Source organism: Agromyces albus (assembly GCF_004134825.1).
Lineage (GTDB): Bacteria > Actinomycetota > Actinomycetes > Actinomycetales > Microbacteriaceae > Agromyces > Agromyces albus.
On sequence record NZ_SDPN01000011.1, the window covers coordinates 1 to 25,197 of the forward strand.

Consider the following 25,197-nt stretch of genomic DNA (forward strand, 5'->3'; position numbering starts at 1 on the left):
AGCGGATGCCGCGAGGGCACGTCGGGTCATGTGTTGCTCCTGATCGGGGTGGAGGTGGGGGTGGGCGTGGGGGTGGGCGTGGTGGGAGTGGTGCGCTGCTGCAGCATGCCGAGGTAGAGCGCCGTCGTGATGGCGACGTAGCCGAGCCATCCGATGGCCTGCGCCCACGTGGGCTCGGGCGTGAAGTTGAAGATGCCGCCGAGCAGCGTGCCGTACCAGCTGCCGGGCGGCACGGCGGCGACGAGGCTGAACGCGGGCTCACCCCAGCCAGGAATGACGGATGCCTCCTGCAGGTCGCCGATGCCGTAGGCGAGCACGCCGGCGGCGACGAGCACGAGGAAGAGCCCGGTCCAGGTGAAGAAGACGGAGAGGTTGAAGCGAACGAGTCCACGTGAGATGCCCCACGAGATGGCCACCGCGGTGAGGATGCCGAGCACTGCGCCGGTCGTCCCGAGCACGGGATCGCTGCCTCCGGCGACGTTGGCCCACACGAAGAGGGCGGTCTCGATGCCCTCGCGGCCGACGGCGAGCGCGCCGAGCAGCACGATCGCGAACCACGAGCGGTCGACCGCGGCATCCACTTGGCCGCGGAGCTCCTTCGACAGACCGGCGCCGTGCGTGCCCATCCAGAAGATCATCCAGGTGACGAGGGCCACCGCGACGATCGAGAGCGTGCCGCCGAGGATCTCCTGCGCCTGGAAGCTCAGCGCGTAAGGACCCCATGTCAGGATCGCACCGACGCCGAGCGAGATCGCCACGGCGATGCCGATGCCGAACCAGAGCCGGCCGAACAGGTCGCGGCGCTCGATCTTGCCGAGGTAGGCGATGAGGATGCCGACGATGAGCCCTGCTTCGAGGCCTTCGCGAAGGCCGATCAGGTAGTTGGCGAGCACGCGCGTCTCCCGGAACGGAACGAGTGGATTTAGCAAAGGCTAACCTAACCTCACGGATGTCGCGAACCGGGCGTGAACCGCTCGAGGCGAGGGCGTAGCGTGGAGACGTGCTGACCCCTCCCACAACCGAGAAGCGACCCATCCAGCGCGTGCACCACGGCGACACCGTGGTCGACGACTACGAGTGGCTCCGAGAGAAGGACGATCCGGCCGTCGTCGCGCACCTTCACCACGAGAACGCCTACACGAAGGCGAAGACCGAGCACCTCGCGATCCTCCAGGAGCAGATCTTCGAGGAGATCAAGGCGCGCACCAAGGAGACCGACCTCAGCGTGCCGCACCGCGAGGGCGAGTGGTGGTACTACTCCCGCACGGTCGAGGGCGAGCAATACGCCATCCACTGCCGCGCCCCGATCGCCGGTCCAGACGACTGGGAGCCGCCGGTGCTGCCCGCCGCCGGCGAAGACGAGCTGACGGATGCCGCGAGCGGCACCCTTCCCGGCGAGCAGGTGCTCCTCGACGACAATGCCGAGGCCGCGGACCACGACTTCTACTCGCTCGGCAGCTTCGACGTGACGACCGACGGATCCACGCTCCTCTACGCGATCGACACCGAGGGCGACGAGCGTTACACGATCCGCTTGCGCGCGATCGACGGCACCGACCGTGCGTACACCGACGTCATCGAGGGCACGGCCGCCGGCGCCGTCTTCGACCCGAGCGGGCGCTACCTCTTCTATGCGACCGTCGACGAGTCGTGGCGGCCCGACACGATCTGGCGGCACGAGGTCGGCACCGCGGCATCCGACGACGTCTCGGTCTTCCACGAGCCCGATGAGCGCTTCTGGCTCGGCGTCGGCCTCACCCGCAGCCGAAAGTACCTCGTGATCGAGGCGGGCTCGAACATCACGAGCGAGACCTGGCTGCTCGACACCGCCGACCCGACCGGCGAGTTCGGGGTCGTGTGGCCGCGCAAGGACGGTGTCGAGTACGACGTCGACCACATCGTGGCCGGCGGCAGGGATCGCCTGCTCATCGTGCACAACGACGGCGCCGTGAACTTCGAACTCGTGAGCGTCGCGGCATCCGACCCTCAAGGCGACCGGCGGATGCTTCTGCCGCACAATCCCGAGGTGCGACTCGAGGGCGTCGACGCGTTCCGCGACTTCGTCGCCGTCGAGTACCGCCGCGAGGGCCTGCCCCGCGTCGCCATCGCGAAGGTGCCGCCCACCGGCGTGCCGGCCGACGCACGTGCCGACGACACCCTGCACGAGCTCACCTTCGACGAGGAGCTCTTCTCGGTGGGCGTGGGCGGCAACTCCTCGTGGGAGCAGCCGACACTGCGCATCGGCTACACGAGCTTCGTGACGCCCTCGACCGTGTACGACATCGTCGTGGCGAACGGTGAGCGGCGGCTCCGCAAGCGCCAGCCCGTGCTCGGCGACTACGACCCCGCGCGCTACACGCAGCGACGGGAGTGGGCGATCGCCGACGACGGCACGCGCATCCCGGTGTCGCTCGTGTACCGGCACGATCTCGTGAACCTCGGCGATCCCGCGCCGACGCTGCTCTACGGCTATGGCTCGTACGAGCACTCCATCGACCCGGGCTTCGGCATCCCCCGCCTCTCGCTGCTCGATCGCGGCATGATCTTCGCGGTCGCGCACGTGCGCGGCGGCGGCGAGATGGGCCGGCTCTGGTACGAGAACGGCAAGAAGCTCGAGAAGCGCAACACCTTCACCGACTTCGTCGCCGTTGCCCGCCACCTCATCGACAACGACATCACCGCTCCCGATCGGCTCGTCGCCCAGGGCGGCAGCGCCGGCGGTCTGCTGATGGGCGCTGTGGCGAACATGGCGCCGCGCTACTTCAGCGGCATCCTCGCCGAGGTGCCGTTCGTCGACCCGCTCACGTCGATCCTCGACCCCTCGCTCCCCCTCACGGTGATCGAGTGGGACGAGTGGGGCGACCCGCTGCACGACGCCGAGGTGTACGCCTACATGAAGTCGTACTCCCCCATCGAGAACGTGCATGAGAACCACTACCCGCGCATCCTCGCGGTGACCTCGCTGAACGACACGCGAGTGCTCTACGTGGAGCCCGCGAAGTGGGTGGCGCGGTTGCGCGAGTGCGGCGCCGACCCGCTGCTGAAGATCGAGATGGCGGCCGGTCACGGCGGCGTCTCGGGGCGCTACAGCGCGTGGCGCGAGCGGGCGTTCGCGTACGCGTGGGTCATCGACGCTGCGGGAGCGCACCCGAGCGGGGAGTAGCGGTTGCGGCCCGAAACGCACGTATGCGAAGGGATGAATTCCGCGCTGAGCGAGCAACCTTTCGCGTGTCAGAGGCCGCTGACAGACTGACGGAATGACCATCCTCTCCCAGTTGAGTGAGCGTGTTCCAGGCCGGGCGCATGGCCCCGGCGCAACCCACTATGACGCCGGCCGCACCGTGTTCGCGGGCGTCGGCGAACCCGACGCCGTCGTTCGTCCGCACACGGCCGACGAGGTCGCGATCGCCGTGAGCCTCGCCGCAGCAGCCGGCCTGCCCATCGCGGTCCGCAGCGGCGGCCACGGCATGGTGCCGGTCGACGACGGGCTCATCGTCGACCTCGCCGAGTTCACCTCGATCGACGTCGGAGCCGACGGCGTCGTCACCGTCGGCGGCGGCGCGCGGTGGGGCGACGTCGCCGAGGCTCTCGCCGAACATGGGCTCGGCATCAGCTCGGGCGACACACGCGATGTCGGCGTCGGCGGGCTCGCGCTCGGGGGCGGCATCGGATGGCTCGTGCGGGAGCATGGCCTCACGGTCGACGCGGTTCGCGAGGTCGAGCTCGTCACCGCGGCGGGCGAGGTGCTCACGGTCAACGCCGACGAGCACCCCGACGTGTTCTGGGCGCTTCGCGGGGGCGGGGGCAACTTCGGGGTCGTGACGCGGTTCGTCTTCCAGGCGTCCCCCGCCGACGGTCTCGTCGGCGGGCACGTGCAGTTCGACCAGTCCGAGATTCCCGCGGTGCTTCGGGCTTGGCGCGACGTCATGCGTGCCGGGCCCGATGAGCTCAACTCGACGCTCCTCGTGCTTCCGCCGTTCTCCCCCGAGATGCCGGCCGGTCCGCAGCTCGCCGTCGCACTCCGCGGCAGCGAAGAGCAGCTGCGCGAGCTGCTCGAGCCGCTGCTGTCGCTCCCGTCGGTGACCAACGTCTCGCTTGCGCCGGTCGCCTATGGAGACCTGCTCGAAGACGCCCCGCCCGGGCGTCCGCCGTTCCAGTTCATCGGTGGCAACGGGTTCGTGCCCGACCTCTCCGATGAGGCGCTCGACGCGATCGCCGGCGCGTTCGATCGCGAGGTGCCGACGATGATCCTGCTCCGTGCGCTCGGCGGGGCGTTCTCCCGAGTCGCTCCCGATGCCACGGCGATCGCCCACCGCGACGCCGAGGCGCTGCTCATCGTGAACGGTCTGCTCCCGGGCGACGCCACGCCCGAGCAGGTGGCGGCAGCGAAGGTCGGCAGCGATGCCGCTCTCGCCTTCACGACCGGCATCTACGGCAACTTCTCGGTCGAGCGGGGCGACGAGGTCATTCAGGCGATGTATCCGCCGGCGACGCTCGAGCGGTTGCGCCGCGTGAAGGCCGAGCTCGACCCGGGCAACGTGTTCCGGCAGAACCACAACATCACGCCCGCCGGCTGAGCACGAGGGCGGCGGCGGTCGGGGCGACCCGGCCGCCGACCCTCGGGCTCGGCAGCTCAGTCGATAGGCGGATCCTCGTGCAGGTCGGTGTCGAGCGCGACGTGGGCCCAGCGGGTGAACGTCACCTCGAGGTCGGCCCGCATCGGCGCGCAGAGCAGCGGACCCGCCCATGCCGCGCCGGCGGTGAACGGCGCGACCCGCAGCGTGCGCCATCCGCTCGACTCGGTGCGCGCCCGCAGCACCACGGCGTCGCCGGCGACCCCGGCGCGGCTCGCCCGGATGGTCACGAGCTGTCCGGCCCACTCGGGCACCGGTGCGAGCGACCAGTCCGAGACGCCGTTCGTGACGACCGCGCCGAGGTGCAACACTCCGTCAGACACCTCGAGGCCTGACTTGATCCACTGCTCGGGTCCGACGTGCAGCATGAGGCCCGCCTGGTCGTAGAGAGCGGTGAGGCTCGAGGCGTCGAAGGTCACCTCGACCGCGACATCCGTGGGCCAGTCGGCGAGCAGGGCATGGCCGTTGTCGTGCACGAAGCCGTAGTGCGTCGTGCGCCAGAAGTCGCTGTCTTCGATCGCGGTCGCGGTGAGTGCGCCGTCGGCTGTTCGCGTTGCGGCCGGCTCTCGCGTCCATTTGCCGGCGGTCCAGTCGAGCGTTCCCAGTTCATGCGCCATGCTCACACCGTATCGAAGGCGGTCGCGCTACGAGGTGGTCGTCGAGGGCGCGGCCTCGGTCGCCTCGATGCGCACCGGCGCCGGCTCCGGCTCCGGCTCCGGCTTCAGCACCGGCTCCGGCTCCGGCTCCGCCAACTGAACCGGCAACAGCCAGCGCACGAGCGCCAACCCGAGCACCGCGCCCGCGAGCTGTGCAGCGATGAACCACGGCGCCGAGCTCGGTGCGATGCCCGCGAAGCTGTCGCTGAAGATGCGACCGATCGTGATTGCGGGGTTCGCGAAGCTCGTGGAGCTCGTGAAGAAGTAGGCCGAGCCGATGTAGGCGGCGACGACCGTCGCTGCGAGGTGCGCGCGCCCCGAGCGCACGAGCGCGAAGATCGCGAGGATCAGTCCGGCGGTGGCCACGACCTCGGCGACGAGGTGGCCGGGCGTCACGCGATCGGTCGTGCTGATCGAGGCCGCCGCGGCGTCGAACATGACGTTCGCGAGCATCGCGCCGGCGATGCATCCGGCGATCTGCGCTGCGATGTAGGCGCCAACCTCGCGCGCACTCCGGTGCCCGAGCACGAGGTCGACGAGCGAGACCGCGGGGTTGAAGTGCGCGCCGCTGATCGGGCCGAGGACGGTGATCAGCACGAAGAGCCCGAGGGCCGTCGAGACCGCGTTGATGAGCAACTGCACACCGACGTCGCTCGAGAGGCCCGTGGCGGCGATGCCCGAACCGACGACGATCGCCGCGAGCAGCATGGCGCCGAGGAACTCGGTCGCAACCCGGCGGGTCACGGCCGCGACGGGCGCGCTCACACCGAGACCAGCGGTGCGGCGACGGCCTCGAGCGCACCCGGTACGAGCCGGTAGTACGCCCACGTGCCGCGCTTCGAGCGCGAGAGGAAGCCCGCCTCGGTGAGGATCTTCAAGTGATGCGAGACGGTCGGCTGGCTCAAGCCCACGGGTTCGGTGAGGTCGCAGACGCACGCCTCGTGCCCCTCGGAGGCGGCCACGATCGACACGAGGCGCAAGCGCACCGGGTCGGCGAGGGCCTTGAGCCGGCGCGCGAAGGCCTCGGCGTCGGCGGGGGTGATCGTCTCGCGGGTGAGCGGCCCGCAGCATGCGGCATCCGGCGCCGAACCGATTGCGATGGCGGCGGTCTCGCGCGTGACGAGGGGCAGGTCGATGGTGGTCACGAAGCGAGTCTAGCGGAATATTGACATCCGTCGATATAGTGACCAAACTCTGTATATCGACGAACGTCAATGAACGAAGGACAGCGGATGACCCTGATCGACCTCACCACGCCGAAGCCGATCGCCTCCCGACTGCAGGGGCTCCCAGTCGCCATCATCGGCGCCGGTCCGATCGGCCTCGCGACGGCCGCGAACCTCACCGACCGCGGCATCGACTTCGTGGTGCTCGAGGCGGGCGACCGCATCGGCGCGAGCGTGCTCGAGTGGGGGCACATACGGCTCTTCTCGCCGTGGAAGCACCTCGTCGACCCGGTCTCGCGGCGCCTGCTCGCCGACACCGGCTGGACCGAGCCGCCCGCCGACTCGCTGCCGACCGGCGCCGAACTCATCGAACGCTTCCTCACGCCGCTCGCCGCGCTGCCCGCGATCGCGTCGCGCACCCGGTTCACTGCGACCGTGTCAGATGTCACGCGCGAGGGCATGGACCGCACCCGCACCGCGGGCCGCGCGCAGGCTCCGTTCCTGCTTCGCGTGCACACGCCGGCCGGCATCGAGGAGCTCACCGCGCGCGCGGTCGTCGACGCCTCGGGCACCTACCGCACGCCGAACAGCCTCGGCTCGTCGGGCCTCGATCCGCTGGGCCTCCCCGAGGTCGCCGATCTCGTGAGCCACGCGCTGCCCGACGTGCTCGGCCGCGAACGCGCCGCCTTCGCCGGCCGTCACACGGTCGTCGTCGGGGCCGGGCACTCGGCTGCCAACACACTGCTCAACCTCGCGGACCTCGCCGAGCAGGAGCCGGGCACTCGCATCACCTGGGTCATCCGCAACGCCACGGCGGCACGCGTCTCGACCTCGCCCGACGACGAGCTGAAGGCCCGCGCCACGATCGGCATTCGCGTCGATGCGCTCGTCGACGCCGGCCGCATCGAGCTCGTCGATCGTTTCGAGATCGTGCGCCTCGAGCGCACTGTCGCCGACTCGGCCGCCGACGCCACCGCCGCGTCTGCGGGAGCCGCGCGAATCACGGGCCGCCGCGGCGACGGCCTCGAGACCATCGTCGCCGATCGCATCGTGAACGCCACGGGCTTCCGCCCGAACCTCGACATGCTGCGCGAGATCCGCCTCGAGCTCGACGAGATCGTCGAGGCGCCGCGCCGCCTGGCCCCGCTCATCGACCCGAACCTGCACAGCTGCGGCACGGTCGAGCCGCACGGCTTCGCCGAGCTCACCCAGCCCGAGCGCGACTTCTTCATCGTGGGCATGAAGAGCTACGGCCGCGCGCCGACCTTCCTGCTCGCGACGGGCTACGAGCAGGTGCGTTCGATCTCGGCGTGGCTCGCGGGCGACCAAGCCGCGGCGCGCAACGTCGAGCTCGTGCTCCCGGCGACCGGCGTGTGCTCGACGGATGCCGCGCCCGATGCCGGCCGCGGCGCCAGCTGCTGCGGGTGACCAGGGGCGCCTGTCGGGATGGTCATCCCCGGGGCTCATGTGAGATCTGCCTCACGTGAGGCGCGATTGACATGAGCCGAATGGCACATCGGTGAGGCGGCGCGTCAGTGCCGGGAGCGCGGCGCGCGGGTCATCGTCGGGTGATCCCGTGACCAGTCGAATAGACTTCGGTCTATGGATGGGATGGATACGGCGCGCGGCATCCGTCTGCTGACCGACCCGACGCGGCTGCGCATCCTCGGGCTCATCGAGGCGAGCCCCGACGGTCGCGCGCTCGTCGGCCGGCTCGCCGCCGAGCTCGGACTGCGCCAGCCCACCGTGAGCCACCACATGAAGGCCCTGCTCGACGAAGGCGTGCTCGAGCGCACGCCCGAGGGTCGCCAGGTCTGGTATTCGATCGCGCCGTCGGCCGCCGAGCGGGTAAGCGAACTGCTGCAGTCGGATGCCGCGAGCCACGCGTCAGACGAAGTGCTCGAGCGTGTGGCATCCGACCTCGCCCAGCGCTTCGCTGGCGTCTTCTCGCGAGAGACCGTCGAACGCTATGTGCATGAGAGCCACGACCTGCTCGCCGAGCGATCGCGCATCACTCGATATCTCCCATCGCTCACCTCGAAGTTCGCCGCCGACCGGCTGACCGCGCTCGCCCGGGAGCAGGCGCCGCACGGCGACGAGCCACCCGAGGTGCTGTTCGTGTGCGTGCAGAACGCAGGCCGCTCGCAGATCGCCGCGGCGATCCTCCGGCATCTCGCGGGCGATCGCGTGCGGGTGCGCACGGCGGGGTCGGAGCCGGCGAGCGCGGTGCGCTCGACGATCATCACGGCGCTCGACGAGATCGGCGTCGCGATCGGCGGGGAGTATCCGAAGCCGCTGACCGACGAGGTCGTGCGCGCGGCCGACGTCGTCATCACGATGGGCTGCGGCGACGCATGCCCGGTGTATCCGGGGCGGCGGTATCTCGATTGGGAGCTCGACGATCCGGCGGGGCTGCCGCTCTCGCGGGTTCGCGGCATCCGTGATGACATCGAGGCAAGGGTGCGGCAATTGCTCGACGAGCTCGAGGTGAATGCTGTATGAACACGGCCGCCGCGCGGTTGCCCGGCTGGAAAATCAATAGACGCTGATCTATGCTTTGAATGTCGAAAGCGAGGGAACCATGTCTGAAAACCCCACCGTGCTGTTCGTCTGCGTGCACAACGCGGGCCGCTCCCAGATGGCCGCCGGGTATCTCCGCGAACTCGGGCGAGGCCGCGTCGAGGTGCTCTCCGCGGGGTCGGAGCCGAAAGACACCATCAACCCCGTCGCCATCGAGGCGATGGCCGAAGAGGGCATCGACATCGCCGGCAACACGCCGAAGATCCTCACGGTCGACGCGGTGAAGGAGTCCGACGTCGTCATCACCATGGGCTGCGGCGACGCCTGCCCCATCTTCCCGGGCAAGCGCTACGAGGACTGGGAGCTCGAAGACCCCGCGGGCAAAGACCTCGAGACGGTGCGCCGAGTGCGCGACGACATCCGCGGCCGCGTCGAGGCCCTCCTCGCCGAGATCGTACCGACGGCGGCGTAGGCCATGAGCGAGCACATCGACCCCGTCGCATCCGCGGCAGCCGAGGCATCCGCGGCAGCCGCTGACGCCGAGACGCCCACCGAAGCCGACATCGAGAACGTCGTCGTCATCGGTTCCGGTCCAGCCGGTTACACGGCTGCCGTCTACCTCTCGCGAGCGGGCCTCGCCCCGGTCGTGCTCGCGAGCTCGGTCGAAGCGGGCGGAGCGCTCGTCACCACGACCGAGGTGGAGAACTTCCCCGGCTTCGCCGAAGGCATCATGGGCCCCGATCTCATGGAGCAGATGCGGGCTCAGGCCGAGCGCTTCGGCGCGCGCATCGTCTACGACGACGCGGTCGACGTCGAACTCACGGGTGACGTCAAGGTCATTCGTACGATCAACGGCGACGAATACCGAGCGCACACCGTCGTGCTCGCGATGGGCTCGGCCTACCGCAAGCTCGGCGTCGAGGGCGAGGAGCGACTCACCGGCCGCGGCGTCTCGTGGTGCGCCACGTGCGACGGCTTCTTCTTCAAGGGCAAGGACATCGCCGTCGTCGGCGGCGGCGACTCGGCGCTCGAAGAAGCGATGTTCCTCACTCGGTTCGCCGACTCCGTCACACTCGTGCACCGCCGCGACTCGCTGCGCGCTTCGCGGATCATGCAGGAGCGCGCGTTCGCGAATCCGAAGATCAGGCCGTACTGGAACGCCGAGGTGATCTCCGCCGAGGGCGACGACGGCCTCGAGCGACTGCAACTGCGCGACACCACAACGGGCGAGCGCTCGTTGCTCGATGCGACCGGGCTCTTCATCGCGATCGGCCACGACCCGCGCAGCGAGCTCCTCGCCGGCCAGGTCGACGTCGACGACGAGGGCTACGTGCTCGTGGAGCATCCGTCGACCCGCACGAACCTCGAGGGCGTGTTCGCGTGCGGCGACCTCGTCGACAAGCGCTACCGCCAGGCGATCACCGCGGCGGGCACGGGTTGCGCGGCCGCGCTCGACGCCGAGCACTTCCTCGCCGAACGCGGGCTCGCCGACCCTGTGGAGGAGCAGGCCGCCGTCATCTTCGAGACGTCCTGATCCGGCCAGGTCTGAGCCGGGAGGCCTGAGTCGAGAGGCCTGAGTCGAGAGGCCTGAGTCGAGAGACGCGAGCCGGATGTCGCGGCGCCACTGCGCTCCGTGAACGCGCCACCGACCCGCGCGCACTCCGCGCCTCAGCCGACGAAATCGCGAAAGGCGTCGTCAGCCTCAGCGCGACGTACACGTTCGGCCTCGGCCTCGCGGAGGTCGCGTTCGAGATCGACCAGCAGTTCGCGCGTGCGCTCGTCGCGCTCGGCCTCGTACTCCGCGTCGACCTCGATGTCGGGCCATTCACGATCGAGGCGCGCTTCGACCGCGGCCGCGATGTCCTCCCACGCGGCATCGCGCGCGTGCTCGGTGAACCGCTCGAGGTAGTCGGGATCTTCGCGCAGCTCCCAGAGCCGCTTCGCCACCCCGGCGTACACCCGCTCGCGATGGCGGAGGTTCACGGTGTCCACTCGGTGGTAGTCGTGCTGGTGCGCCGAACGCCCCTCGCGCTGCGATGCGCTCTCCCGCTCGGTGGCGGCGCGTTCGGCGGCCTCGTCGGCCTCCTGCACGAGTTCGTAGAGCACGTCGCGCGCGATCGCCTCGGCACGAGCAGGCTCGAACCGCTCCTCGCCCCGCAACGCGAACACGATGAGCCGGTTCTTCAGCGCCATCCGGCCAGCGGATTCCGCGACGAGCACGCCCTCGGCGAGCATCTCGTCGAACGACGGTGCCGGCGGCTTCGGCAAGGCGGATCGGTCGAACGGCTTGAACGGCCTTCGACGACGGAAGAGACGACTGACGAGACGACGGAAGAAGCGCTTCATCCGCTCACCTCCGCACTCCGATCGGCAGTCGTTCCGAGCCTACCGATCCGGGCGCCGGCACGAGCAGGCCGAGCGCGCGACCGAGGCGGGCCGAACGCCACAAGCGGTCGACCGGCCGCACTCACCCCGCGAACGCGAGCCGCATGTGGTCGGCGGGCAGCGCGGGGAAGTGCCGCAGGTTCGAGCTCAGGTCTTGCGGCGGAACCCGGAAATCCGCATCCACGAGAAAGCGTGCGAACTCCTCCATGAGGGCGATCGTGGCGCCTTCACCGGGGCAGCGGTGGCCGTCGTCGACGCTTCCGGGGCCCTGCGGGATGAGCGCGTTCACGTCGCCGTCCCAGGTCGCGAAGCGATCGGGGTCGAACCGGTCGGGCTCGCGCCAGATGCGCCGGTCGTGGTTCGTCGCCCAGAGGTCGAGCAGCACCCAGTCGCCCGAGCGCACGCGACTGCCGCGCCAGTCGAACGCCCCGCGCGCGGTGCCGCCGACGACCGGGAAGAACGGTGCCGTGCGCCGCACCTCGTTGACGAACCAGTCAACGTGGTTACCGCGCCGGATCCGCTCCTTCCATTCGGGATGCTCGATGAGGGCGAGCGCCGTGAACGCGAGGAACCGGCTCACGGCCGCGATCGGACGCAGCAGGTTGAGCAACTCCACGCCGGCGTCTTCGCCGGAGAGCGGATGCCCCTCGGCGTCGCGGTGCCCGGCGAGTCGAGCGATCGGCGAATGCTCGGCGACGGCGATCTGCCCGTGCCGCACGGCGATGATCGCCTCGCTCGCCCACCGCTCGGTGCCATGACGCTTCGCCCTGGCGCGCCAGTTCGACGGCCCGACCCGCCCGGCGTTGTCGACCATCGAGATGAGGTGCTCGGTGAGCTTCTCGGTGTCGACGAGTTCGATGGGGATGCCGCTCCAGCCGAGAGCCGCCCGCGTGAGAGCGAGCGGCGTCGCGTCGGCGATCGCGAGCGGCCGACCGCCGGCAGCTGCGACCTGGGCGCCCCATGCCACCACGAACCGCTCGCGGAGCCGCCCGAGCTCGGCCGGCTCCAGCACGTCGATGAAGAGCGACTTGCGGTGCCGATGCGCCTTGCCCTCGAGAGTCTGCACGCTGCCCTTGTCCTGCAGCAGGTGCTGCACGGTCGACGGCATCGCACGTTCTCGTGAGAACCGGCTTCCTTCGGTGAACATGCGCGCGGCCTCGGCGCCGAACACCACCGTCACCGGCCGGCCCATGAGTCGCGTGCGGAAGGCGTCGCCGCCCACCAGCTCGAAGCGGCGGCGGCCGAACTCGTAGCCGTCGGCCAGGAACCCCGCGGTGCTGTCGGGCACGCCGAGCGCAGGGATGCCGCCATCGCTCGATCCCCGCGCGGTCGCTCCCCGGGCCGCTCCCGGCGCTCGCGCGGTCGTCCGCATCGTCGTCGCCCGTATCACGGTCATCGCTCGCGCCGTGTCCGCAGGAAGGAGACGAGCGCGAGCAGCAGGAGCAGCGCCCCGACGCCCACGAACAGCGCCGACCCGATGATCACACCCGATTGCCACGCGGCATCCGCCGGCGCATCGCCCTCGACGGGCGTGTTCCGCGGCGTGAACGTGTAGATCGCAACGCCGACGATCCCGATGGCCAGCGCGATCACCCCGGCGATCGTGAGCACCCCGGTCTTCGCGCCGCTCGCCTGGATCCCGTCGCTCTCGTCCATGCTCCCGACGCTACGGCGGCCCTGTTCGACTGCACAGGGGGTTGACGCACGCCGCGCCTAAGGGCAGTGCAGTTGCGTGCGCGCACCGGAGCGGTCGATGTCGTGCTGCGACATCGGTGCACGGCAGATCGGGCAGCGCGGCGCCGAGGCCGCGCTCGGCGCCTCGTCGTACGGGCCGAGCGGAGGCGGCCCGAGGTACGGCAGCAGGCGTGCGTTCAGGCGCTCGATGAAGCCGGCGTAGCCTCGGCGGCCGGATGCCTCGGCATCCGACTTTCCTCGTGTCATAATCGTTAGTGTACTAACGATTCGTGCCCACGGCATAATGAGGGACCATGAACACTCGCATCGCATCCGACGCCGAACGCGATGTCGCGGCATCCGACGACCTCCTGGCTCTCGAGAACCAGGTCTGCTTCGCCCTCGCCGTCGCTGCACGCGGAGTGATCGGCCTCTATCGGCCGATCCTCGAACCGCTCGGCCTCACGCATCCGCAGTACCTCGTCATGCTCGCGCTCTGGCAGCGCAGCCCGCGCACCGTGCGCGACCTCGGCTCGGCGCTGCAACTCGAGCCCGCCACGCTCTCTCCGCTGCTCAAGCGACTCGAGGCGCAGGGCTACCTCACACGTGAGCGCAGTACCCGCGACGAGCGCGCGCTCGATGTGTCGTTGACGGATGCCGGCAGGGCCCTCCGCGCGCAAGCGCTCGAGATTCCGCCGCAGGTCGTCGACCGGCTCGGCATGAGCCTCGACGAACTCGGGAGCCTTCGCGACCGGCTGACCGAGGTCATCGCGGCGGTGCAGCACACGGCGTGAGCCGGTGCGCCCTGAGCGCGCGGATCGATACTCTGCTTGGGTGCGAGTGTTCGAGGTGGACGAGCGGGATTCGACGTGGGAGAGCGACCGGGCGCGCTACCGGCTGTATCTGTTCGAGGGACCGGGGAATGCCGTCACCACGCTCGACCTCCTCGACGCTCAGATTCACGACGTGCTCGAGGCGGCGGCATTGGCCGGCAAGGACGACAAGCTGTGGGCGATTGCGCTTGTGGTAGACGAATCGACAGCGGGCCGCGGGTTGATCTGGCTGTCCGGAATGGACTACAACGACACACCGGTCACGGCACCCCAGTGGCGGGCACGGGCGACGATGCAGAATCGCTACCTCATGGCCAAGCACAGTCGAGGGCAACCTCCTCTGTTGCCGGACGGGAGGCGGGTGATTCGGGTCTTCCCTGATCACGGACACCGGTGGCCGCTCTGGGAGAACTTCACCGACAAGTACGCAATGGAGCCCTCGGACTACAACCTCTCCAAGCCGCTCAGCGAAGGCTTTCGACGTTGGTACGACGAATGGGAACGTCGCGGCATTGACTGGCGACCCGACGACACCTGGAAAGAGGAGGGCCTGCGCTTGGTTCAGTCGCTGCAAGCAGAGGTCGTGGCCTTCGCCGAAGTCCGACCGGAATTCGACCGATAACGCTCGCCTCAAACGCTCGCGTCGAACCCCTCCACCGTGCCGTCGGCCGAGGCGTACTTCACGATGAGGCTGCAGTCCTTGCCTCCGTAGCCCTCGTCGATGAGCTGCTCGAACTGGTCGAGCGCGAGCCTCGCCCCGGGAAGGTGCAGGCCCGCCTCCTCGCCCGCGGCGAGCGCGAATGAGAGATCCTTCTCGGCGAGCAACGTCGTGAACGACGCGTCGAAGTTGCGGTTCGCGGGGCTCGTCGGCACGACGCCCGGCACCGGGTACCACATGCGCAGCGGCCACGAGTCGCCGGATGAGACCGATGCCACCTTCCAGAACGTCTCGGCGTCGAGGCCGAGCTCGGCCGCGAGCTGCGAGCCCTCGGAGAGGCCGACGAGCGAGACGAACAGCATGAGGTTGTTCGCGAGCTTGGCGGCGATGCCCATCGTGGGGCCGCCGACCGCGAAGACGTGGCCGGCCATCGGCTCGACGAGCGCCGTCGCCTCGCGTACGTCGGCCTCCTCGCCGCCGAGCATGAACGTGAGCGTGCCCGCCGCCGCTCCCGCGATGCCGCCCGAGACGGGGGCGTCGACGAACCGGAAGCCGTGATCGACGGATGCCTCGTGGCAGTACCGCGAGGTCGCCACATCCACCGTCGACGTGTCGAGCAGGAGCGCCGAGCGCGGCGCGTTCGCCCACACGCCGTCGGGTCCCTCGAGCACCTGCCGCACGTGCTCGCTGCGCGGCAGCGAGGTGAACACGGCGTCGGCGCCCGCAACGGCGTCGGCGATCGAGTCGACCACGAGCACGCCGCGCTCGGCGGCAGCTGCGCGCGCGGCCGGCACGACGTCGACTCCGCGCACCTCGTGACCCGCGGCGGCGAGATTGCCCGACATCGGGCCGCCCATGTTGCCCAGACCGATCCACGCGATGGTGGCCATGGCCCCTCCCGACGTCGTCGACGCGAAGTGCAGTCGGCACCGGCGCCGCTCGGGCGCCCATGCGCTTCCAGCCTATGGTCGGGGCATGCCGCGGGCAACGGATGCCACGCCGTGGGCGGCGTTCATCCGGCGAGCTGCTCGCGGAACGCCCGCGGGCCGCCGGGCACGGCGTGAGCGGATGCCTCGGCCGCGACGAACCCGTCGCGACGCACGAGGTACACCCGATCGGGTCGCAGCCGCCGGTTCGGATCGCGTCCGAACGCGTGCGCCTCGACGCCGAGCTCGCTCGCGATGCGTTCGACCTCGGCGGGCAGCACGCCGTACCCGTGCACCTGCCACGTCAGCGAGCGCAGTACGTCGTAGTTGCCGCCGGTCCACGGGAGGCGCCGGCCGACGACGGGATCGCGGCGGCCGCCGCGACCGCGACGCCCACGTCCGCGGGAGTCGCCCGCACGCGACATCCGATAGTGGATCCTCGTCTGCGACAGATAGCCGAACACCCGCTCGCCGCCGACGAGCCGCGGCACGAGTCTCACGGCGATCGGGCCGATGACCGGCACCACGCGACCGCGCACGAACCGCGCCAGCCGCGAGTCGGAGGTGAGCGTCGCGAACGCCCGATCGGTGGTGCCCACGAGGCGCGCGGCAACCGGTCGGCGCTCCACCTCGTAGCGGTCGAGTCGCGCGTCGGGCATGCCGCCGACGAGCACGTCGGCGAGCGCGCACGCGAGGTTGTGCGCTTCCTGCAGCCCCGTGTTCATGCCCTGGGCGCCGACCGGCGAGTGGATGTGCGCCGCGTCGCCGGCGAGGAAGAACGCGCCGTCGCGGAACCGCGCGGCGAGCCGGTGATGCAGGCGATAGGTCGCGAACCAACTCGAGTCGCGATAGCGCACGCCGAATCCGCGTTCGGCGCGCTCGCGCACGAGCGACTCGGGCAGGGTGCCGTCGGCGGCGAGATCGTGGTCGCGCACGAAGCCGAGCAGCCGCGTGTGCCCGCCGGGGCCCATCGGGAACGCGAGCAGGAAATCGTCGGCGTTGAACCTGATGTTCACCGCGCCGGCGACGAGTCCCGTCACGCCGTGGGCGTCGACCACGTAGAAGGTGTGCTCGTTGGTGATGCCCTCGAACGGGATGCCGCGAAGGCCCCGCACGATCGAGTGCGCTCCGTCGGCGCCGACGCAGTAGCGCGCGCGAACGGTGACGGGCCCGTCGGGCGAGTCGAGCGTCGCGGTCACCGGATGCCGCCGCCCCGCGGCATCCGTTCGCCCCGATGCCTCCTCGAGCGACGCGAGCCGGTGCTGCCAGCGCACCGACCGCCCGAGTTCCCCGAGCGCGTCGACGAGGATCGCCTCATTGCGGCTCTGCTCGAGCACCGTGATCTCGGGGTAGGGCGTGACACCGGCGCCGAGCCCGCGCAGCGCGACGCTGCCGAACGGCCGGTCGCGGAAGCCGGGCACGGCATTGCGCGCCGGATAGCTCTCGGCGAGCACACGGTCGACGAGGCCGAGCTGGTCGTAGAGCTCCATCGACCGCGCCTGCACGGCGAGCGCCCGCGACTCGCGCGTCGGCCCCGACTTGCCGTCGACGATCACCGCGTCGACGCCGAGCCGCGCGAGGCAGACGGCGAGCATGAGGCCGCTCGGGCCCGCGCCCACGATGAGCACGTCGGTGCTGAGCTCGGCCGAGTCGCCCATGCCCCAACTCTCGCACCGCCCGGCGGCCTCGGCCAGCCCGTGCGTCGCGGCGCGCTGCGATCAGAGCAAGAGGTCGGCGGAGGTCTCGAGCCGCCGCCATCCGGCCGCGGCGATCGTCTTGGGCAGGCGGTCGGCCTCGACGAGCTCGGGCATCTCGAGCTTCGTGAGCGCCGCGACATCCGCGACCGGAACCTGGAACGTGCGGAACGGCCCCAGGTCGGGCACTTCGCCCGGCAGGGGTGTCCTCGCTTCGCTCGTGTCGACGAGCGGCGCCTGGTCGACCACGAATCCGGCAGCGGCGAGCTCGCCGCCGGAGTTCCACGCGGCGATCTTCCAGTACCGGAGCGGCACGCGGATGCCGCGATAGGCCGGGTCGCCCGCGGCGAGAATCGGCGCCGTGAAGACGCTGAGCCGCATCCCGTTCACGCTCGCGTGCGCGAGAACGTGGTCTTCGAGCCCGAGCCAGAGCTCCTTCGACTGGTTGAACCCCGACGCCTGGGGCGCGGCGTTCGGATAGCGGAACGTCTCGGCGTTCGCGCGCGCCGCGACCTCTGGGCTGCCCCACACCGGGTCGCGCCGGCGCACGAGATGCCCTCGGTCGAGGTCGTTTCGCGCGTAGACCGCAGGGCCGGCCTGCCAGTCGGCCGGGATGCGCTCGTCGAGCTGCCAGTCGTCGCCGCCGCGATCGAGCTCGACGAGGGAGGCGCCGTCGACGTTCACGCCCGTGACCCGCGCGAGGCGCCTGGCGGTGTCGAGCACCACCGAGAAGTGCACGTAGTCGAGTTCGACGGATGTCGCGGCATCCGCTTCACTTACTCGCGGCATCGCAGCGTGCAACTCGAGGAACCGTGCGTCGAAGCCCATGGCCCCACTCGACCACGAACCGCCGACACGGCGCCACTCCCGGTGGTTGAGTAGGCCGCGCAGCAGCCGTATCGAAACCACCCCGCGCTACCCGCTCGCATCAGGCGCGCCCTGAATCGAAGGCGGGGGCCGACCCATACGATTGCGACCATGCACAGACCTCGACGCGTCGCCATGGCCGCAATCGCTACAGCCGTACTGGCCATCGGGATCTCGGCCTGCAGCTCGTCGAATGAACCGGAGGCCGTGCCGACCGAGACGGCAGTGGCGAGCGCAACCCCGACGGCATCACCCACTCCCGAGCCGACGACCCCGGCTGCAGCGCTCGCGACGTGCGACACGGTGCTGACCGATGCCGGGTACGCCGACCTCGAGAGCTCGAACCTCTCCGCGAGGGACTTCACCGCCCAGAGCTGGGACTACCCGCTGCTGCACACCATGGCGAACGACGGGGTCGTGTGCCTCTGGGGCAACTCGGGTGACGTCATGGTCGTGCTCGGTCAGCTCGCCATGGACCAGGCCACGTGGGACACGACGCGCGCCCAGCTCGAGGCCGAGGGCTACGTGGCGCAGGATGCCACCGTCGCCGGCTTCATGGACGGACCCGAAGCGACCAACGATGACAACTACCCCGGCCGCGGCTTCGTGCATCGCGAAGGCATTCTCTACTACTCGAGCTACGCCGAATTCTTCACGTTCGTGAGGGCGTTCCAGTCATAAGGCCCCCCGGTGGTTGAGTAGGCCGCGAAGCAGCCGTATCGAAACCACCGAGCACGACGAGTGGTTTCGATACGCGTCGGGCTGCGCCCGGCGCTACTCAACCACCGAGAGTCGCTCGACCATCGTGACCTGCAACTCGTCGAGCGCATCGTGCACTGCCGGCTTCGTCTTGCCGCAGCCGTCGCGCGGATAGTGCACGGGCACGAACCCACCGGATCGGGCCTCGAGCCAGAGCGGCGGCACCATCTCCATGTCGGCAGTGCACATGAGCCCCTCGGGTGGCACGTCATCGGCCGCCGCGAGGGCTTCGAGCAGCGGTCCGAGGTCGCCCTCGAAGCGTTCGACCAGCCAGAAGACCTCCATCTCGTCGCCGGCCTCACCGGGCTCGCCGAATTCGACGGAACAGCGAACGGCAGCGGATGCCTCGAACCCCTCAGGCACCCGGCCTGGCACCGGAATCGACTGGTCGGCGGTGGGCTCCTCAGCGCTCGGCAGCAGGGAGCTCGGCTCCGACCGGCAGTCGATGGCCTCTTGGAGCTCGGCCTCGGGGCGATCGGGCTGGCTCGTCCCTGGGCCGTCGGGCGCGTTCTGCGCGCAGCCGCTCACCAGGAGCCCGGCCAAGACCGCGAGGACCGCGAAGCCCAGGCCGCGGCGTCGGTCGCGAACGCTCGTCATGCTCGTCATGTCGTCTCCATCCGAAGGGTGCCCCTTACTCTCTGAGACGTACGAGCGTGGGGAAACGTTGGGTTGGAGACCCGCATCCGGAGAATTCGACCACCGGAATCATTGAACTTCCGGGTTCAGTGTTATACACTGAACCACATGGTTCAGCAACACACCTTGGATCGGGCGTTCGCGGCTCTCGCCGACGAGACCCGCCGCGGCATCCTCACCCGCCTCGGCGACGGCCCGGCCACGATCACCGAGCTCGCTGTGCCCTCGGGCATGACGCTCACCGGCATCCGGAAGCACGTCGACGTGCTCGAGGCAGCGGGCCTCGTCACGACTGAGAAGGTCGGCCGCGTGCGGCAGGTCCAGCTCGGCACCGAGCGTTTGGACGACGCGATGGCATGGATCACCTTCTACCAGCGGCTCTGGGAGCGTCGACTCGACGGTCTCGAGGTCTACTTCACCCTCAAGAAAGGAACGGAATCATGAGCGAGACCGAATCCGGTCAGTCGACGCAGACGAGCGAGATCGGCCTGCGGATGACGCGGCAACTGCCCGCCACTCCCGAAGAGGTCTTCGACGCCTACACCGATGCCGAGAAGCAGAAGATCTGGTACTCGATCCTCGACGAGGAGCCCGGCATCGTCGAGATCGAGGTCGACCTGCGCGTCGGCGGCAAGCAGACCGCCGTGTGGGGGCCCGACCGCGACACGCTCTTCCGCGAGACCCAGGTGTTCCTCGAGATCGACCGCCCGCACCGACTCGTCACCCAGTCCAGCGGCAGCGACCCGAGCGGCGCCATCATGACGACCAGGGTCGAGGTCACCTTCGAGGCCCTCGACGGCGGCACGCTCGTGACCGTCGAGCAGACGGGGTTCCCGACGCCCGAGATCCGCGACTTCTTCGAGACGATGGTCTGGGTTGGCGCATTCGACCGCATCGAGGCATACCTCACGCGCGCCTGAGGCGGAGCGCCGGAGGACTGCAACCGTATGCGTGACACGGTCTGGAAATGCCTTGGGGCGGTGCGTTGCTCGCACCGCCCCAAGAGTTTTTCGTGTCAGAGGACGCCGGTGACGGTCGAGCCGTCGCGGGTCACCGTGTACTGCAGGGTCTTGCCGCTCCAGAAGTGGAACGTCAGGGACACCGGCGAGCCGTCCGTGATGCTGTTCAGGTACCGCTTCGTCAGTTCGATGGTCCCGTTCTCGTAGTCCGGCTTGAAATCGTCCCAGAACTCCGGGAAGGCCGTCCAGCTGTGGTACCCGGCCCCGCTGCCGTCGGCGTAGACGGACTCCATCGTGGCCAGCCGGTCGCCGTTGAACGCCGCCGGGATCAGCACCGAATCGGTGGTGCCGGTTGCGCCTTCGATGACAGGGTCCTCTGAGCTGATCACGTTGAGCTTCCACGGCATGCCGTCGGAGAAGCGGACATTCAGTTGCGAGGTGGTCCCGACCCCCCGGTCGCCGAGGATGCGCTTCAGCAGCTTCGCCTTGAGCGTCAAGGTAGTGCCCTCGAGCGTGTAGTCCGGACCGGGCTTCAACGTGCTGTTCCCGAACCGGAGGTCCTTGAACTCGAGGCCGTTCAGGTTCAACGTGACCGACTTGTCCGTGACCTTGTCCGAGGCGTCGACGAACACGAGGTCGGACGAGGCGGTGGCTGAACGCGTAGTCCAGGCCGTGGAGATGTAGTCGAACTGCTCCTGGTCGCGCCATTCGCGCTTGTAGCGGTCGAAGTGCGTGCCGTTGTCCCACCACATGGTCGTGATGCCCGTGGTGCGAGCGAGGTAGCCGAAGTGCTCGAAGAACTTCAGATATTCGCCGCGCTCGACCTTGTTGTCGTAGTTGTCGAGCAAGCTGTACTCGCCGATGATGACCGGGACGCCCTTGGAGACGAAGGTGTCGACCTGGCTCTGGAAGTTCTCCACCAGCATGGTCTGCACCTCCTCGTTGTACGTCGTGTATCCGGCGACGTTGACGCTGAAAGGCCAGAAGCTGTAGTTGTGGGTGGTCGCGGCCAGCATCGGGTCGTCGAGCGCCTCGATCTCGGCGGCGAGGGCGTCCATGTGGACCGGGTCGGCTCCGGTGTGGAGCGTCGGCAGGACCAGCAGGCGGTCGGTGTTGTCGCCGCCGGAAGTGCGCACGATGTCGAAGAACGAGCTGTTCAGCTCGGCCATGTGACGGTGGTCCTCTTCAGTGCCGGAGGAGCCTTCGAAGCCCTGCTCGTTGATGGACTCGAACATGAGCTCCTGGGGGTAATCCCGGAAGGTGCTCGCGATCTGGGTCCAGGTGGAGTTGTACTGGGCCATGACCTCGTCGTGCCTGGTCGGCATGTCCTTGACCCACTGCCACGAGTCGTGATGGATGTTGATCATGACGTAGAGGTCGGCGTCGAGGGCCATATCGACGATCTCTTGCACTCGGGCCATGACGGCGGGGTCGATCGTGTAGTCCGGCGCTGGGCCGGTGTGGTTCCCCCAGCTGACCGGGATGCGGACCGACTCGAAGCCTTCGGCCTTGATGTCAGTGAAGAATGTGCTGTCGACCCGCGGGTTGCCCCACGCGGTCTCGTCAGCGCCCTCGCTGCAGCACATCGCGTCGAGGGTGTTGCCGAGGTTCCAGCCCGGCTGCATTGCCGCGACGAGATCTTGAGCGGACAACTGGGCGGTGTCGGCCTCTTCCTGGGCCTGCGCTGTGGTCGGCAGGGCCACCATGGCGAGAGCGAGTGAGGTGGCGACGAGCAGTTTCGAAGTTCGGCGTATCAACGGACGTCATTCCTTCCATCGCGCCAGGGACTGGCTGCGTCGGTGCAGCAGGTGGCGCGCTCCCTAGAGAGAGTGGCAATATTCGCGCGCATATGTCAATCAAGAGATGGGATGTCTGGCGCTGAAGAGCCGGGAATTTCGGGGATGATCGCGCGCTCATTTCGGCCCTGACCGGGTATTCATACGACCTTAAGTCGTTGAAGCGCTTCGATGAATTTCTCAAGCCAATGCCCCGGCGACGGTGGGCTGCGGCAGGATGGAGCGGCACCATCCAAACGACCCGCACCTAGGAGCACAACCGGTGACCGAGCACCTCTTCATCGCCGGGCCCGCCGCCTGGAACCGCATCGTCTACCTCGACCGACTGCCCGAACCGGTGCCGCACATGCAGTTCGCGCTCGACGAGTACGAGACGGTCGGCGGCACCTCGGCAGGCAAGGCGCTCGGGCTCGTCGGCCTCGGCCGCCGCGTCACGCTGCACCTGCTGCTGGGCGGCGACTCCGATGGAGCGAGGCTTCGAGGTCTGCTCGAGGCGGCTGGCGTCGAGCTGCTCGCTGAAGACAGCCCCGCCACCGAACGGCATCTCAACCTGATGACCCCGGCGGGCGAGCGCGTGTCGCTGTACCTGTCGACTCCCGGCGATCCGGCCGAGGGCCCCGGCCCGGCGGTCGAGTCGGCGATGACGGATGCCGCCGCCATCGTGCTCGATCTCGGCGAACGCACCCGCCGGCTCATCCCGGCAGCTCGCGCGACCGGTCGCCCCATCTGGACCGACATCCACGACTACGACGGCGAAGCCGACTTCCATCGCCCGTTCATCGAGGCCGCCGACGCGATCTTCATGAACGCCGACCGCATCGGCGACCCGCAGCCGTTCATGGAGCGCTGCATCCGCGGCGGGGCCGAACTCGTCGTCTGCACCCTCGGCGAGCGCGGCGCGATCGCGATCGACGAGCGGATGACGCTCCACGAGGTCGCGGCGGAGCCCGTCGACGTGGTCGACACCAACGGGGCCGGCGACGCGTTCATGGCCGGCGTGCTCGACGCGACGCTCGGCGGCGCCGAGCTGCCCGACGCCTTGCGGGCGGGAGCCCGGCACGCGGCATCCGTACTCGTGACCAGGCACCTGCACCCGGCCCTCGACGCGCTGCTCGCCTGACGGCGCGGCGACCGAAGCTATTCGGCCACTGGCTGGAGGCGCACTACACCTCGGTGTGGCCGAGGCTCGGTCGATCGACGAAGCTCGCGCCCGCGCCCGTGAACACGTCGAGCTCGAGCACGACGAGTTCGTTCACGCCGTCGCGCGTCGCAGGGCCGGGCACGTACAACGTCTGCTGCGGCCCGCGGCGCCAGTAGCGCCCGAGCGCGAAGTCGTTGATCCACGCGAATCCCTTGCCCCACGCGCTCGTGTCGAGGAAGAGGTCGGTCGCCGCACCGAGCGTGAAGCTCGCGTGCGCGAGAACGGGGCCGGCGACAGGTGCGGCGGGGGCATCCGCTGCGGCAGGCAGGTAGCCACCGCGGAGTGACGCGGTCGCCACTCCCGGCACGCGTTCGAGATCGAGCGGGGTCACGCTCCAGCCGGTGATCGGAACACCGTCGAGCCGGGCGCCGCCGATGAGCCCCTTCTCCTCGCCGATCCGCGTGCCGTAGTCGACCCGGCCCTGGTCTTCGACGAGCACGGTCAGCTCACCCCGGGCGGCGGGAAGCGCGAGCACCCGTTCGTGCGCATCGCGGGAGAGCACGCCGACCGGCACGCCGTCGAGGAACAGCCATGCACGATCGCGCACCTCGCCGAAGCTCAGGATGCCGGCCCCGCCGTCGCCCTCGAGCTGGGTGCTGTACAGGGCGAGCCCGCGGTCGTGGTGGAGTTCGTCGAAGGTCGGCAGGTCGTGGTGCGCCCGTCGTTCGCCGAGCTGCGCCTCGACCGCGAGCAGCGAGGCGGTGACCTCGAGCGGCACGTCGAAGGCCAGGGCGGGAGCGGATGCCGCAGGCTGTTCGTCGGGCACGGGCGCGTACTTCGCGATCACGTCGCGGAAGGCGAAGTACTTCTCCGTCGGATTGCCCGCCTCGTCGAGCGGGGCGTCGTAGTCGTACGACGTCGTGATGGGCAGGTAGCGGCCCTTGTGGTTCGCGCCGTTCGTGAGGCCGAAGTTCGTGCCGCCGTGGAACATGTAGAGATTGACCGAGCCGCCGGCAGCGAGGAGCGCGTCGAGGTCGGATGCCGACTGCTCGGCGGACGTCGTGTGGTGGTGGGTGCCCCAGCTGTCGAACCATCCGTCCCAGAACTCCATGCACATGAGCGGGCCGGTGGGCTGGAACTCGCGGAGCGTCGCCAACCGCTCGACCGAGCGCGAACCGAACGAGGCGGTCATGTGCAGGCCGGGGAGCCTTCCGGCTTCGAGCATCTCGGGCACCGGCTGGTCGATCGTCGTCAGCGGCAGGGTGATGCCCGACTCGCGCGTCACGCGCACGAGCTCGGCGAGGTAGTCCTTGTCGTCGCCGTAGGCGCCGTATTCGTTCTCGATCTGCACGAGCACGACCGGTCCGCCGTGCTGCACCTGCAGCGGCGCCACGATCTCGTAGACCTGGCGGAGGAACTCCGTGACGGCGTCGAGGTAGGTCGGCTCAGAGCTGCGCGGGCGCACTGCGGCATCGCGCAGCAGCCAGGCCGGCAGGCCGCCGTTGTCCCATTCGGCGCAGATGTAGGGACCGGGCCGCACGATCGCGTGCATCCCCTCGGCCGCGATGAGCGACAGGTAGCGACCGAGGTCGAGCCCGCCGTCGGTGATGAACTCGCCCCGGCGCGGCGCGTGGGCGTTCCATGCGACGTACGTCTCGATCGTGTTGAGCCCCATGAGCCGGGCCTTGCGGATGCGATCGGCCCACTGCTCGGGGTGCACGCGGAAGTAGTGCATCGCTCCGGAGATGATCTGGTGCGGCTTCCCGTCGAGCAGGAAGTCGTCTGCTCCGATGGCGAACTCTGGCATGAGGCTATATTGCCTTCCGATAGTGGGCGAACGTGTGCGGGCCGGTCTCCCGGCCCGCACACGTCGGACTGCGGCGATCAGCCGCG

The 25,197-nt window shown here is 69.5% G+C and carries 26 protein-coding genes; 12 read left to right on the top strand and 14 right to left on the bottom strand.

The window, feature by feature from the left end; translation table 11 throughout:
* Nucleotides 1-26: 26 nt before the first annotated feature.
* A complete protein-coding gene (gene efeU / locus ESP51_RS07690; RefSeq protein WP_241843044.1) occupies nucleotides 27-929 on the bottom strand; it encodes an iron uptake transporter permease EfeU in 903 nt (300 codons plus the stop codon).
* Between the two features lie 71 nt (nucleotides 930-1,000).
* Here efeU and ESP51_RS07695 point away from each other — a divergent pair, with 71 nt between their 5' ends.
* Together ESP51_RS07695 and ESP51_RS07700 are read left to right on the top strand one after the other, a co-directional pair.
* Nucleotides 1,001-3,163 (top strand): S9 family peptidase, encoded by a 2,163-nt coding sequence (locus tag ESP51_RS07695; RefSeq protein ID WP_129520323.1) that lies wholly within the window; start codon nucleotides 1,001-1,003, stop codon nucleotides 3,161-3,163.
* A 94-nt stretch (nucleotides 3,164-3,257) separates the two neighbouring features.
* The gene (locus ESP51_RS07700) at nucleotides 3,258-4,577 is read left to right on the top strand and encodes an FAD-binding oxidoreductase (protein ID WP_129520324.1); all 1,320 of its coding nucleotides are present in this window, start codon (nucleotides 3,258-3,260) and stop codon (nucleotides 4,575-4,577) included.
* Between the two features lie 56 nt (nucleotides 4,578-4,633).
* Here ESP51_RS07700 and ESP51_RS07705 read toward each other — a convergent pair whose 3' ends face one another.
* From ESP51_RS07705 to ESP51_RS07715, 3 genes are read right to left on the bottom strand one after another with little or no spacing between them, the layout of a single operon-like run.
* Complete coding sequence (locus tag ESP51_RS07705) at nucleotides 4,634-5,251, bottom strand: DUF1349 domain-containing protein (RefSeq protein WP_129520325.1); 618 nt, start codon at nucleotides 5,249-5,251, stop codon at nucleotides 4,634-4,636.
* A gap of 27 nt (nucleotides 5,252-5,278) precedes the next feature.
* On the bottom strand, nucleotides 5,279-6,055 hold the full coding sequence (locus tag ESP51_RS07710) for an aquaporin (protein WP_129520326.1): 777 nt from the start codon (nucleotides 6,053-6,055) through the stop codon (nucleotides 5,279-5,281).
* A complete protein-coding gene (locus ESP51_RS07715; RefSeq protein ID WP_422386835.1) occupies nucleotides 6,052-6,420 on the bottom strand; it encodes an ArsR/SmtB family transcription factor in 369 nt (122 codons plus the stop codon). Before ESP51_RS07715 ends, ESP51_RS07710 begins: the two co-directional genes overlap by 4 nt.
* Nucleotides 6,421-6,522: 102 nt before the next feature.
* Between ESP51_RS07715 and ESP51_RS07720 the strand changes: the two genes are divergently transcribed.
* From ESP51_RS07720 to trxB, 4 genes are all read left to right on the top strand, one after another.
* A complete protein-coding gene (locus ESP51_RS07720) occupies nucleotides 6,523-7,884 on the top strand; it encodes an NAD(P)-binding domain-containing protein (protein ID WP_129520327.1) in 1,362 nt (453 codons plus the stop codon).
* A gap of 174 nt (nucleotides 7,885-8,058) precedes the next feature.
* On the top strand, nucleotides 8,059-8,958 hold the full coding sequence (locus ESP51_RS07725) for a metalloregulator ArsR/SmtB family transcription factor (RefSeq protein WP_241843045.1): 900 nt from the start codon (nucleotides 8,059-8,061) through the stop codon (nucleotides 8,956-8,958).
* A gap of 79 nt (nucleotides 8,959-9,037) precedes the next feature.
* The gene (locus tag ESP51_RS07730) at nucleotides 9,038-9,448 is read left to right on the top strand and encodes an arsenate reductase ArsC (RefSeq protein ID WP_129520328.1); all 411 of its coding nucleotides are present in this window, start codon (nucleotides 9,038-9,040) and stop codon (nucleotides 9,446-9,448) included.
* A gap of 3 nt (nucleotides 9,449-9,451) precedes the next feature.
* Nucleotides 9,452-10,510, top strand: coding sequence for a thioredoxin-disulfide reductase (gene trxB / locus ESP51_RS07735; protein WP_129520329.1), 1,059 nt, complete (start codon nucleotides 9,452-9,454; stop codon nucleotides 10,508-10,510).
* A 134-nt stretch (nucleotides 10,511-10,644) separates the two neighbouring features.
* On the opposite strand, the gene ESP51_RS07740 is transcribed toward trxB, so the two are convergent.
* The 4 genes from ESP51_RS07740 to ESP51_RS07755 all read right to left on the bottom strand — a co-directional run bounded on the left by ESP51_RS07740 (nucleotide 10,645) and on the right by ESP51_RS07755 (nucleotide 13,302).
* Nucleotides 10,645-11,322 (bottom strand): hypothetical protein, encoded by a 678-nt coding sequence (locus ESP51_RS07740; RefSeq protein ID WP_129520330.1) that lies wholly within the window; start codon nucleotides 11,320-11,322, stop codon nucleotides 10,645-10,647.
* A 121-nt stretch (nucleotides 11,323-11,443) separates the two neighbouring features.
* Nucleotides 11,444-12,757 carry a cytochrome P450 gene (locus ESP51_RS07745; RefSeq protein WP_129520331.1) on the bottom strand — a complete coding sequence of 438 codons (1,314 nt, stop codon included), beginning with the start codon at nucleotides 12,755-12,757 and terminating at the stop codon, nucleotides 11,444-11,446.
* On the bottom strand, nucleotides 12,754-13,017 hold the full coding sequence (locus ESP51_RS07750) for a DUF202 domain-containing protein (RefSeq protein ID WP_129520332.1): 264 nt from the start codon (nucleotides 13,015-13,017) through the stop codon (nucleotides 12,754-12,756). The genes ESP51_RS07745 and ESP51_RS07750 overlap by 4 nt, the downstream gene beginning before the upstream one ends.
* Nucleotides 13,018-13,074: 57 nt before the next feature.
* A complete protein-coding gene (locus tag ESP51_RS07755) occupies nucleotides 13,075-13,302 on the bottom strand; it encodes a hypothetical protein (RefSeq protein ID WP_129520333.1) in 228 nt (75 codons plus the stop codon).
* A gap of 47 nt (nucleotides 13,303-13,349) precedes the next feature.
* Between ESP51_RS07755 and ESP51_RS07760 the strand changes: the two genes are divergently transcribed.
* Nucleotides 13,350-13,829, top strand: coding sequence for a MarR family winged helix-turn-helix transcriptional regulator (locus tag ESP51_RS07760; RefSeq protein ID WP_129520334.1), 480 nt, complete (start codon nucleotides 13,350-13,352; stop codon nucleotides 13,827-13,829).
* A 40-nt stretch (nucleotides 13,830-13,869) separates the two neighbouring features.
* On the top strand, nucleotides 13,870-14,490 hold the full coding sequence (locus ESP51_RS07765; RefSeq protein ID WP_129520335.1) for a CBS domain-containing protein: 621 nt from the start codon (nucleotides 13,870-13,872) through the stop codon (nucleotides 14,488-14,490).
* Between the two features lie 8 nt (nucleotides 14,491-14,498).
* Here ESP51_RS07765 and ESP51_RS07770 read toward each other — a convergent pair whose 3' ends face one another.
* The 3 genes from ESP51_RS07770 to ESP51_RS07780 form a co-directional block, all read right to left on the bottom strand.
* Nucleotides 14,499-15,416 carry an NAD(P)-dependent oxidoreductase gene (locus ESP51_RS07770; RefSeq protein WP_129520336.1) on the bottom strand — a complete coding sequence of 306 codons (918 nt, stop codon included), beginning with the start codon at nucleotides 15,414-15,416 and terminating at the stop codon, nucleotides 14,499-14,501.
* 122 nt (nucleotides 15,417-15,538) lie between these two features.
* The gene (locus ESP51_RS07775) at nucleotides 15,539-17,110 is read right to left on the bottom strand and encodes an FAD-dependent monooxygenase (protein ID WP_129520337.1); all 1,572 of its coding nucleotides are present in this window, start codon (nucleotides 17,108-17,110) and stop codon (nucleotides 15,539-15,541) included.
* 60 nt (nucleotides 17,111-17,170) lie between these two features.
* On the bottom strand, nucleotides 17,171-17,974 hold the full coding sequence (locus ESP51_RS07780) for a DNA/RNA non-specific endonuclease (RefSeq protein ID WP_129520338.1): 804 nt from the start codon (nucleotides 17,972-17,974) through the stop codon (nucleotides 17,171-17,173).
* Between the two features lie 150 nt (nucleotides 17,975-18,124).
* Between ESP51_RS07780 and ESP51_RS07785 the strand changes: the two genes are divergently transcribed.
* Nucleotides 18,125-18,694 (top strand): hypothetical protein, encoded by a 570-nt coding sequence (locus tag ESP51_RS07785; RefSeq protein WP_129520339.1) that lies wholly within the window; start codon nucleotides 18,125-18,127, stop codon nucleotides 18,692-18,694.
* A 93-nt stretch (nucleotides 18,695-18,787) separates the two neighbouring features.
* Here ESP51_RS07785 and ESP51_RS07790 read toward each other — a convergent pair whose 3' ends face one another.
* Complete coding sequence (locus ESP51_RS07790; RefSeq protein WP_129520340.1) at nucleotides 18,788-19,378, bottom strand: hypothetical protein; 591 nt, start codon at nucleotides 19,376-19,378, stop codon at nucleotides 18,788-18,790.
* 138 nt (nucleotides 19,379-19,516) lie between these two features.
* Here ESP51_RS07790 and ESP51_RS07795 point away from each other — a divergent pair, with 138 nt between their 5' ends.
* Together ESP51_RS07795 and ESP51_RS07800 are read left to right on the top strand one after the other, a co-directional pair.
* Nucleotides 19,517-19,852 (top strand): ArsR/SmtB family transcription factor, encoded by a 336-nt coding sequence (locus ESP51_RS07795; RefSeq protein WP_129520341.1) that lies wholly within the window; start codon nucleotides 19,517-19,519, stop codon nucleotides 19,850-19,852.
* Nucleotides 19,849-20,328, top strand: coding sequence for an SRPBCC family protein (locus ESP51_RS07800; protein WP_129520342.1), 480 nt, complete (start codon nucleotides 19,849-19,851; stop codon nucleotides 20,326-20,328). The genes ESP51_RS07795 and ESP51_RS07800 overlap by 4 nt, the downstream gene beginning before the upstream one ends.
* A 95-nt stretch (nucleotides 20,329-20,423) precedes the next feature.
* On the opposite strand, the gene ESP51_RS07805 is transcribed toward ESP51_RS07800, so the two are convergent.
* Nucleotides 20,424-22,124, bottom strand: coding sequence for a cellulase family glycosylhydrolase (locus ESP51_RS07805; RefSeq protein ID WP_241843046.1), 1,701 nt, complete (start codon nucleotides 22,122-22,124; stop codon nucleotides 20,424-20,426).
* Nucleotides 22,125-22,425: 301 nt separating this feature from the next.
* Here ESP51_RS07805 and ESP51_RS07810 point away from each other — a divergent pair, with 301 nt between their 5' ends.
* A complete protein-coding gene (locus tag ESP51_RS07810; protein WP_241843047.1) occupies nucleotides 22,426-23,283 on the top strand; it encodes a carbohydrate kinase family protein in 858 nt (285 codons plus the stop codon).
* A gap of 43 nt (nucleotides 23,284-23,326) precedes the next feature.
* Here the strand turns inward: ESP51_RS07810 and ESP51_RS07815 are convergent, their stop codons facing one another.
* The gene (locus ESP51_RS07815) at nucleotides 23,327-25,111 is read right to left on the bottom strand and encodes a glycoside hydrolase family 35 protein (protein WP_129520344.1); all 1,785 of its coding nucleotides are present in this window, start codon (nucleotides 25,109-25,111) and stop codon (nucleotides 23,327-23,329) included.
* Nucleotides 25,112-25,197 lie beyond the last annotated feature (86 nt).

Bases quoted from the DNA above. Each gene is read 5' to 3' on its own strand.
- ESP51_RS07700 (WP_129520324.1), top strand. From the start codon at position 3,258: ATGACCATCCTCTCCCAGTTGAGTGAGCGTGTTCCAGGCCGGGCGCAT.
- ESP51_RS07705 (WP_129520325.1), bottom strand. From the start codon at position 5,251: ATGGCGCATGAACTGGGAACGCTCGACTGGACCGCCGGCAAATGGACG.
- ESP51_RS07720 (WP_129520327.1), top strand. From the start codon at position 6,523: ATGACCCTGATCGACCTCACCACGCCGAAGCCGATCGCCTCCCGACTG.
- ESP51_RS07725 (WP_241843045.1), top strand. From the start codon at position 8,059: ATGGATGGGATGGATACGGCGCGCGGCATCCGTCTGCTGACCGACCCG.
- ESP51_RS07730 (WP_129520328.1), top strand. From the start codon at position 9,038: ATGTCTGAAAACCCCACCGTGCTGTTCGTCTGCGTGCACAACGCGGGC.
- trxB (WP_129520329.1), top strand. From the start codon at position 9,452: ATGAGCGAGCACATCGACCCCGTCGCATCCGCGGCAGCCGAGGCATCC.
- ESP51_RS07740 (WP_129520330.1), bottom strand. From the start codon at position 11,322: ATGAAGCGCTTCTTCCGTCGTCTCGTCAGTCGTCTCTTCCGTCGTCGA.
- ESP51_RS07745 (WP_129520331.1), bottom strand. From the start codon at position 12,757: ATGACCGTGATACGGGCGACGACGATGCGGACGACCGCGCGAGCGCCG.
- ESP51_RS07750 (WP_129520332.1), bottom strand. From the start codon at position 13,017: ATGGACGAGAGCGACGGGATCCAGGCGAGCGGCGCGAAGACCGGGGTG.
- ESP51_RS07755 (WP_129520333.1), bottom strand. From the start codon at position 13,302: ATGACACGAGGAAAGTCGGATGCCGAGGCATCCGGCCGCCGAGGCTAC.
- ESP51_RS07760 (WP_129520334.1), top strand. From the start codon at position 13,350: ATGAACACTCGCATCGCATCCGACGCCGAACGCGATGTCGCGGCATCC.
- ESP51_RS07770 (WP_129520336.1), bottom strand. From the start codon at position 15,416: ATGGCCACCATCGCGTGGATCGGTCTGGGCAACATGGGCGGCCCGATG.
- ESP51_RS07775 (WP_129520337.1), bottom strand. From the start codon at position 17,110: ATGGGCGACTCGGCCGAGCTCAGCACCGACGTGCTCATCGTGGGCGCG.
- ESP51_RS07780 (WP_129520338.1), bottom strand. From the start codon at position 17,974: ATGGGCTTCGACGCACGGTTCCTCGAGTTGCACGCTGCGATGCCGCGA.
- ESP51_RS07785 (WP_129520339.1), top strand. From the start codon at position 18,125: ATGCACAGACCTCGACGCGTCGCCATGGCCGCAATCGCTACAGCCGTA.
- ESP51_RS07790 (WP_129520340.1), bottom strand. From the start codon at position 19,378: ATGACGAGCATGACGAGCGTTCGCGACCGACGCCGCGGCCTGGGCTTC.
- ESP51_RS07795 (WP_129520341.1), top strand. From the start codon at position 19,517: ATGGTTCAGCAACACACCTTGGATCGGGCGTTCGCGGCTCTCGCCGAC.
- ESP51_RS07800 (WP_129520342.1), top strand. From the start codon at position 19,849: ATGAGCGAGACCGAATCCGGTCAGTCGACGCAGACGAGCGAGATCGGC.
- ESP51_RS07815 (WP_129520344.1), bottom strand. From the start codon at position 25,111: ATGCCAGAGTTCGCCATCGGAGCAGACGACTTCCTGCTCGACGGGAAG.